This is a genomic window from Methylobacterium sp. WL119 (genome assembly GCF_008039875.1).
GTDB lineage: Bacteria > Pseudomonadota > Alphaproteobacteria > Rhizobiales > Beijerinckiaceae > Methylobacterium.
Window position 1 is genome coordinate 1 of sequence record NZ_VRUU01000159.1, and the last position, 7,243, is coordinate 7,243.

The window sequence follows — 7,243 nt, forward strand, 5'->3', positions numbered from 1 at the left end:
CTCGCGACGTCACCGCAGCCGAGCGTGACCGTCTGTCCGGGGCAGATCAGGTGCTGCGCAAGGGCGACACCAGCCTGCAGGACATTGCTACCGAGCTGCGCAAAATCGATAACCGCCAGACGGACGCTGTCGAACAAGATGCAGCAGGAGCGCCTTGTCGAATTTGAGAGTATCACCTTCTTTAATGTCCTGTGACATGCCGTGCCGCCCACTCGTCCGCCGTCAGTTCCGGGCCGGTGACGCAGAGCACGCCGTTCGTGACGATGCCGAGGCCATCGGCGACCCGCGCCTACCAGTCCTCGACGCGGATGCCGGTTCCGAGGCATGAAGGACGATTGGTGAGGACCGCTGTGGGAGCGCCGGCACCAGCCCGCCTTCAGTTCATCCGGCCAGCGGCACACTCCTCGGCGACATAGCCGATGTACCAGTCGAGCTGTTCGGCGAGGCTGTGGTCTTCAAGGCTGGGTGAAGCCGGGAACGCCTCTGCGGCTCGGATAACGGCCCGGAGTTCGTTGCGAAGGCTGTCCAAGCTTGGACTACCGGCGTCGGAGCAAAGACGGCCTACATCACGCCAGGATCACCGTGGGAGAATGGCTACGCTGAAAGCTCCAACGCACGGCTTCGCGACGAGCTTCTGAACGGCGAGATCTTCTACACACTCAAAGAAGCGCAGGTCGTCATCGAAAGCTGGCGACGTCACTACAACGGCGTGCGCCCGCATCCATCGCTAAGATACCGGCCGCCGGCCCCGGAGGTGTTCGTGCCAGCCTTCTCCGCTTGGCCGGCTGCGCTCGCCCGACCAGCTCCGCTGGCTAAGTTACTCGTGGCCCACCGTGCACTAACTTTACCCTTGGATCACCTGTGGGGGCCGATCATCTGGCCTTGCAACACCGGCTAAGGATCAGTTGCCGATGGGGGCGCGCTTCATGCCGAAGCCGTTCTCGGACGAGATGCTGGTCAATGCCACGCAACGGATCATATCGGCGCGCGGCATTGGGCTGTGAAGGTCGCCTCGTCAATTAACCGATCGAGGCGACACCGAGCTACACTGTTCAGGCAGTCGCGCGACCAGGCCGGCCCAAGCCGATGTCCCTAGCAAGCTGAGAGCGGGCTTCCGAGTAGCTCGCAGTGACCATCGGGTAGTCCGACGGCAGGCCGAACTTCACCCTGTAGCTATGTGGGTCGAGACCGTGTCCGCTGAGATGACGCTTGAGCGTCTTGTACCGTTTGCCATCAATGAAGCTGATGAGGGCGTCCGGCGTGATGGATTTTTTGATCTGTGCCGCGGTCGGCTGCTCGACGCTCTCAGCAGGAGCACTGGTGCCCGCAGCCCCGGTGCCGCTGTAGAGGGCCAACAGAGCCTTATGAACGCTGCCGATGAAATTCGGAAGCTCAGAAACGGGGATGGAGTTGTTCGCGACGTAGGCGGCTACGATTTCGCTGGCCAGTGCGAGCGTTTCGGGGTTCTGACCCGGGTTTTCTTCAGTCACTTAGGTTGTCCTTTGAGTTCCCCTCTCGCGTGAGATCCTTCAATCTTCGTGCCAAATCAAGGCACAGCTTACGTCATATCGCGCGGGCCTGCCACGATCTACACGCATGATCTGCGAAATTGGTTCGGGAAAGTGATCCGGGGCGTCCCTATGGGCGGCCCCTGCTCTTGCACATCGCTCCGCGGTAGCGATGGCATCAGACGAGATGCGTCTGGCTGTTCCCGGTCGCCGAAGCGTTGGGGTCGAGACCGTCGCCTAGCGCTGCTATGCTGGCCGTGTTGGCACCGAGCAGGGGGCCGAGTGTCAGGGTCGCGCCGAGGATGAGCTTGTTCATGGAGAAGGGCCTTCTACGGCATCATACCATAGGACCGGAACAGAGACCGTTACGCCAAGTTCCTGCGTGAACGTGCTTTGGGGGCGTTCTCGCGGTTTTATGAGGACACCCTATCGGCTTCAGTATTTTTCGCCAAGCTATCACTTGACGATCCGGCGGAGCGTGTAGAGCAGTAAGCCTCCTTTTGCGGAGGAGACGACCTTGGACGAACAAGTCGAAACTCAATCGACCGATTTCATTGAACTCGCTACCGACCTTGTAGCGGCTTACGTGTCGAACAACCGGGTGTCCGTATCTGAGCTACCTGGTGTGATTGCTTCCGTACACGCGGCCATGTCTGGCCTGGCCAACGCAGCGCCCGCCGAGCCCGCAGGCCCTGAGAAACCGACGCCGGCACAGGTCCGCAAGTCTATCACGCCGGACGCGCTGATCTCCTTTATCGACGGGAAGCGCTACAAGACGCTCAAGCGCCACGTTACCAAGGCCGGCCTCACGATGGAGACCTACCGCGCGCGCTACGGCCTGCCGTCGGACTACCCGTCGACAGCCGCAAGCTACTCCGCTCAGCGTTCCGAGCTGGCGCGCTCCCTCGGCCTTGGCCAGCAACGGCGCAAAGCAGCTCCTAAGACTGCTGAGGCCGACGAGACGGTCTCTGAGGCACCCAACTCCCCCGAGGGCAAGCCGAAGGCCGCCAAGGCCGCCCCGAAAGCCCGCGGGCGGAAGAAGGCCGCTGAGAAGGCCTAAGGCCGTTCAGCGCCCCGTTCCGGCACACTGCGGCGCCCGTCGCGGTGATGAGACCCTAACAAAACGCCGTCATCCTGCACCCGGGCCAAGTTGCGTATCGGCCGAGCTGGTGAGATCCGGGGTTCCCCCGTCCCGTGAGCAGATCGGGACGGGGCCGAACCGTTCGACCGTCCAAGAAGCCTCGAGATGCCACTTCACGATAGAACGCTCCTCACCGACGAAGCCCTCGATCAGTTCGCGCGCCGGTGGTTCGCGGAGTGCGGGCGGAGCGTCCCGAACCGCGCTTGAGCAGTCAGCAGAGGGATGCAGCCGGCGAAGTCGGAGCCCGGGCGCTCGATTGGCTGTTCAGCGACGATGACGGCGATGCCGCCGGGGCTGACGGCGGCGATTAAGGATGGGCGGATATCGCCGGTCTCACCAGTCCCCCGCCTGAAACCGGGTACAACCTTACGGGTTGAGGAAGCGTCGCCGTTCGACGGCTGAGGCCTCTCCCATGCTCCTGATCGTATCACTCGTGGCTGACACCTTCGCGCTCGCCGGTTCCTTATCGCTCATCGCCATCATCGCGGCGTGAGACGGATGGCACCGGCAGCCCGTAACCGGGCGGCGGGACCGAACTACGCGGCGTAGAGCGTAGCGAGCTCGACGCGGTTGCAACGAATGCTCAGCGCGCTCCGGCGGCGCCCGTCGATGGGGTGCTCATGCCCGACGAGCTAGCGCCCAGCGAACCGGTCCCTGTGCTCATCCCGTTCGCTCCCGGGGCCGTCATCGGCGTAGAGCCCGTGCCGCCGCCTGCATTCGCCCCACCGGGAGTAGCTAGTTCCTTCGGCTGACCCGTGGCCGAACCGCCGGTGCTGCTGGTCCCCATCCCAGTTCCGGTCGTGCCGGAGGGGGCGGTCGCTTGCGCGAACGCAGCGCCGGACAGAGCCAGAGTGCACGAGGCGGCGAGTGCGAGTGCTCTAATCGACATAAATGTTCCTCACGCTGCGCCAATACCGGCGCGTTGATACTAAGACCAAACGTGCGCGAGGTTGCTTTTGTTCAATAATCTGTGTGCTCGTGATTGAGCCTTGCCCGCCTTGTAAGCTCTCGGCGAATTCGTCCGGCACCTCGCCGAACTGCCCGAGGATCGTTACGCTCTTAAGCTCGCCGGTCTCGTCGTCGGCCACTACCTTCAGCGCCGTGGTACCAGGCATCAGGCCGGCCAAAGTTTGGATCCCGCCGTGTATCTACAGCCAAGGCAATGGCCTATCAATTATGTCCCGCCAAGTTGACCTAAGCGACCGGCTGATAGTCGAGCGCCGGCAGAGCAGCACCGCCCAGGGGGGCACGGTGCGGCCTCGCCGGCGCCGTCGCGAACCACTCAGCGCCGAGCCGAATTACCTTTGCTCTCGTCCTGAACGAAGAGGACGGCATGGCCAACGATCTAGAGGGCTCAGAGACCGGAGAAGGCGTAGCGTGGCGGTCGTCCTACCGGGGCGTCCTATCCCTCGATGATGCCCGATTGAGCGTCGTAATCATCGACGCCCCCAACGATGGTGACGCGCTCGCGCTTGTGAGTTGGATCGCCAAGGGCCGCGCGTTCGAGCTTTGGAACGGCCGCACATGGATCGGCCAGTCCCTTCTGCGATAGCTCTCCGACCTCCGACGGACCGTGCCTCGGCCCGCTGCACCTGCAGAGGGCTCCGGGTGCCGCCGCGGGCATCGGGATACCGCAGCCGAACCAGTACGGCCGGACCTACCGTGCCGCGATCGGCATCGAAAGTGGCGATGAGCGCACTGGCTTGCCCTTGCGGACCTGACCGGCGCACGGTGCCGGTATGTGCAACCTCTACAGCCTCGACAAGGGCCAGGACGCTATCCGGTCGACCGCGACGGGACCGGCAACTTGCCGCCGTCGCCGGCGATCTTCCCCGACCAGATGGCGCCGATCGTGCGCCTCGCCGATGGCGAGCGGGAGTTGGCGATGATGCGCTGGGGCTTTCCCTCGCCGGTGAGCAAGGGGCCGCAGCACCCGGTCACGAATGTGCGGAACGTGAGGTCGCCCTACTGGCGGTCTTGGCTGAAGCCGGAGCAGTGCTGCCTGGTGCCAGTGTCGTCGTTCAACGAGTATGCCGACACGAAGCCCTGCAAGACCCCCGTGTGGTTCGCGCTCGATGAAGACCGGCCGTTGTTCGCCTTAGCCGGGATCTGGCGACCCTGGACAGGCGTGCGCGGTCCGAAGCGCGACGAGCCGGTGGAGGAGAAACACCGCCTCTATGCCTTCCGCACGACGAAGGGCAACGGCATCGTCGGGCCGGTGCATCCGAAGGCGATGCCGGTGCTGCTGACCACGCCGGAGGAATGGCGCACCTAGCTGGAGGCGCCGGTCGAGGAGGCGTTGTCTCTACAACGGCCTCTGCCGGATAAAAAGATGATGGAAGTAGAGCGCGGTAAGCGCACCGATACCGCTCAAAGTCGCGCTTAGAGCAGCTACTTCTTTGTAGCCAGGTAGGCGATCAGATCGTCAATTTTTTTGTCGTCCGGGTAGCCCGCAAAAATCATCTTCGTGCCGGGGACTTTGGCCTTGGGATTTTTCAGCCATTCGTGCAGATTAGCTTCGTCCCAAGTAATACCAGATGATTTCATAGCGGCCGAATAGTTGTATCCTTCTTCAGAGGCTGACTTGCGCCCGACTACACCTGTCAGGTTCGGGCCTACACCATTTTTTCCAAAAGCATGACAGGCTTTGCAGGGAGCAAAGGCTTTCTCTCCTGCTACGATATCACCCTCAGCATGAGCGACCATCGGAAGAAGAATAGTTGCTAGGGCACCGACGATAAAATGGCGCATGAATTTTTCTCGCAAAATGCTGTTAACGTCTTCGCATCAGCTAAGGAAAAAGCTCGTATAACAACCTACCCGCGACGTTATGCAGGCCTTCAGTGGCGCAAATAAAGTTTCAGGGCGTATCGTCCGCGCCAACCATCCACACTGTCGCGCCAAGCCGGCTCCAATCGAGCCTCTTCGCGACGTAGCGCTCATCTGCTCGGGCGACCTGCACGGGTACCGAAGCATGCCCCACGAAGCTCAGATTGCCTTGCACAGCCTGTTCGAGCTGCATCCGCACCGCGCCATCTGCCAGCGCGGCGAGGCCGCTCACGGTGCCGACTACGAGGATGCTGCGGGTGAGGATCGAGGTGAGGGTGAGCATGACAGGCACCTGAAGGATGCCTCATGGTAGCCGAAGGGGTCTGCGAAGGCTGCTACGACTGCGCCACAGCCGGCACAAAAAGCGAACAGGCCTACCAGACAGTGAGCCTGTTCGTTGACTCTAGTAGGCGCGAGACCGGGGCGGCGGAGGCGGGCCATCGTCGTCGTCGTTATCCGGCGGAGGCGGTCCCCTGCGACGCGGAGGAGGTGGCGGCCTGTCGTCATCGAAGTCTGGCGGGGGTGGCCGGTAGCGGTGAGGCGGTGGCGGCGGCCGGTCGAAGTCCTCGTCAGGCGGAGGCGGGGGGCGTCGATCGTCGTAGGGCTGTGCCGAAGCGCCGGCTGCCGCGAGGACGAACAGAGCAGCGCCGGCGAATAATGCGCGCATGAGGTCTCCATGGGACGGGCGCACGGGGAGCGCCGTCGCGGATGAACGACCAGCCAGGCCTCTAGGTTCGCTCAGGAGGCGCTTTGAGGCGGGAGATCGTGCTGTGGCTGATCATTGTAGCTCCGGCCGATCGCCCACCCGTCACCCCGCCGCATTCCACCCGCACAGTGGCGAAGGTGCTGGCGCTGACGTGCTCGGAACCGCCGGACGAGGTCACGCATTGGACCGGCCGTGCCGTCGCTGCGCGAGCCGGCATCTCGCTCCGCTCCGTGCAGCGGATCTGGCAGGAGCACCGCCTGCAACCGCATCGGGTGCGTACCTTCAAGCGCTCACACGATCCGGCCTTCGCCGAAAAAGTCGAGGATGTCGTCGGTCTCTATATGCAACCACCCGCCCACGCCGTCGTACTGTCCATCGACGAGAAGAGCCAGATCCAGGCCCTGGAGCGAACCCGTCCCGATCAGCCACTCGAGCCCGGGCATCCTGCCGCTCAAACGCACGACTACACCCGCCACGGTCCCACGACGTTGTTTGCCGCCCTCGACGTCTTAGAATGCACCGTGCTCGGCCGCTGCATGCAGCGCCATCGCCACGGTGAGTTCATCCGTTTCCTCAACACCGTCGAGGCGGCAGTCCCCGCGGGAAAGGCGATCCACGTGGTGCTCGACAACTACGGCATTCACAAGCACCCGAAGGTGCGCGCCTGGCTCACCCGCCACCCGCGATGGACCTTCCGCTTCACACCGACCTCGGCCTCCTGGCTCAATGCCGTCGAGGGCTTCTTCTCCACGCTGACGCGCCATCGCCTCCGGCGAGGCACCTTCACCGGCATCGTCGACCTACAAACCGCCATCAAACGCTACATCGGCGAGCACAACCGAAGCCCACGACCCTTCGTCTGGACCAAGCCCGCCGCAGCCATCTTCGACGCCCTCAATCGAGCCCCTGAACCATCCGTCTGAGCCAGTGCACTAGGGCGTGTCATCGCTTGAGCCAATCGAGGGCGGCTGCGAGGGAGAGGACGCCCATGAAGCTGACGGCAGTCTTCTCGTAGCGGGTGGCGATGGCGCGCCACTCTTTGAGCCTGGCCCAGAGGCG

7 protein-coding genes and 4 pseudogenes are annotated in these 7,243 nt (G+C 63.3%); 4 read left to right on the plus strand and 7 right to left on the minus strand.

The annotated features are described in order from the left end of the window. Positions 1-376: 376 nt before the first annotated feature. A complete protein-coding gene (locus FV227_RS29385; RefSeq protein ID WP_187274975.1) occupies positions 377-529 on the minus strand; it encodes a hypothetical protein in 153 nt (50 codons plus the stop codon). Here FV227_RS29385 and FV227_RS30170 point away from each other — a divergent pair. Beyond that, positions 491-898, plus strand: a pseudogene (locus tag FV227_RS30170) (integrase core domain-containing protein); the annotation flags it as partial. The gene FV227_RS29385 and the pseudogene FV227_RS30170 overlap by 39 nt on opposite strands. 154 nt (positions 899-1,052) lie before the next feature. Here the strand turns inward: FV227_RS30170 and FV227_RS27155 are convergent. Then, positions 1,053-1,490: a MucR family transcriptional regulator gene (locus FV227_RS27155; protein WP_147728317.1), complete on the minus strand. Its 438-nt coding sequence runs from the start codon at positions 1,488-1,490 to the stop codon at positions 1,053-1,055. A gap of 196 nt (positions 1,491-1,686) precedes the next feature. Next, a complete protein-coding gene (locus FV227_RS29390; RefSeq protein ID WP_187274976.1) occupies positions 1,687-1,824 on the minus strand; it encodes a hypothetical protein in 138 nt (45 codons plus the stop codon). 201 nt (positions 1,825-2,025) lie between these two features. On the opposite strand from FV227_RS29390, the gene FV227_RS27160 reads away from it, so the two are divergent. Beyond that, positions 2,026-2,568, plus strand: coding sequence for a MucR family transcriptional regulator (locus tag FV227_RS27160; protein ID WP_147728316.1), 543 nt, complete (start codon positions 2,026-2,028; stop codon positions 2,566-2,568). Positions 2,569-3,527: 959 nt separating this feature from the next. Here FV227_RS27160 and FV227_RS27165 read toward each other — a convergent pair. Further along, the gene (locus FV227_RS27165) at positions 3,528-3,776 is read right to left on the minus strand and encodes a hypothetical protein (RefSeq protein ID WP_147728315.1); all 249 of its coding nucleotides are present in this window, start codon (positions 3,774-3,776) and stop codon (positions 3,528-3,530) included. 612 nt (positions 3,777-4,388) lie between these two features. On the opposite strand from FV227_RS27165, the pseudogene FV227_RS27170 reads away from it, so the two are divergent. Further along, positions 4,389-5,035 (plus strand): annotated as a pseudogene (locus tag FV227_RS27170) (SOS response-associated peptidase family protein). Between the two features lie 5 nt (positions 5,036-5,040). Here FV227_RS27170 and FV227_RS27175 read toward each other — a convergent pair. Together FV227_RS27175 and FV227_RS27180 are read right to left on the minus strand one after the other, a co-directional pair. Beyond that, complete coding sequence (locus FV227_RS27175; protein WP_147728314.1) at positions 5,041-5,400, minus strand: cytochrome c family protein; 360 nt, start codon at positions 5,398-5,400, stop codon at positions 5,041-5,043. A 109-nt stretch (positions 5,401-5,509) separates the two neighbouring features. Beyond that, positions 5,510-5,761: a hypothetical protein gene (locus FV227_RS27180; protein ID WP_147728313.1), complete on the minus strand. Its 252-nt coding sequence runs from the start codon at positions 5,759-5,761 to the stop codon at positions 5,510-5,512. A 530-nt stretch (positions 5,762-6,291) separates the two neighbouring features. On the opposite strand from FV227_RS27180, the pseudogene FV227_RS27190 reads away from it, so the two are divergent. Continuing rightward, a pseudogene (locus FV227_RS27190) lies at positions 6,292-7,107 on the plus strand (IS630 family transposase); the annotation flags it as partial. 19 nt (positions 7,108-7,126) lie between these two features. Here FV227_RS27190 and FV227_RS27195 read toward each other — a convergent pair. Further along, positions 7,127-7,243, minus strand: a pseudogene (locus tag FV227_RS27195) (IS5/IS1182 family transposase); the annotation flags it as partial.